This is a genomic window from Maribellus luteus (assembly GCF_003576475.1).
Classification (GTDB): Bacteria; Bacteroidota; Bacteroidia; order Bacteroidales; family Prolixibacteraceae; genus Draconibacterium; species Draconibacterium luteum.
The window spans coordinates 1-555 of record NZ_QWGR01000212.1 but is presented as its reverse complement, the minus strand read 5'-3'; the positions used below and the strand labels follow the sequence as shown (position 1 = coordinate 555).

Annotated in this window: 1 protein-coding gene; it reads right to left on the bottom strand. The window is 67.4% G+C overall.

Annotated elements, in window-relative coordinates; all coding sequences use genetic code 11:
* Window positions 1-555 (bottom strand): POTRA domain-containing protein (locus D1614_RS28635; RefSeq protein WP_206610197.1); only part of this gene is annotated, 555 nt, incomplete at both ends.

Here is a 555-nt window from a genome sequence, read left to right as displayed (position 1 = left end):
ATGATGGGCGTCGAACACCCGGTCGTTGGTCGCGACGATCCGGCCATAGCGACGCTCGGTTCCCGGTTGCAGCGCCAGGTCGATCGTCGCGGTTCCGGTCGCATGGTCGACCACGATCTGCGGATCGCCGACCTTGGCGAAGGGAAAGCCCGCCTCGCCCACCGCGGATTTAAGCGCCGCCTGGCCGGCGACGATCTGGTCGGCATCGACCGGATCGCCAGGCTTGATCCCGAAGGCCTTGGTCAAGTCGCCCGCCTTGTCGCCTGCGGCCTTGACCCCGTCCAGCGTCACATCGGCGAAGCGATACATGTTGCCGGGCACCGCCTGTAACACCACGGTCGGCGTGTCACCGGGCTCGATCCGGGTGGAGACCTGCGCATCATAATAGCCCGCCCCCCGCAGCAAATTGGTGAGGAGCGCGGCATCCTCGCGCGCGCGGCGATCGAGCTGGGCGGCATTGGCGGGATCGCCGTCATTGGCCGCAAGCGTCGACAATTGGTCGAACCGCTGGCGCACCAGTTCGCCGGTGTCGCCAATGCCCTCGATCCGCCAGCG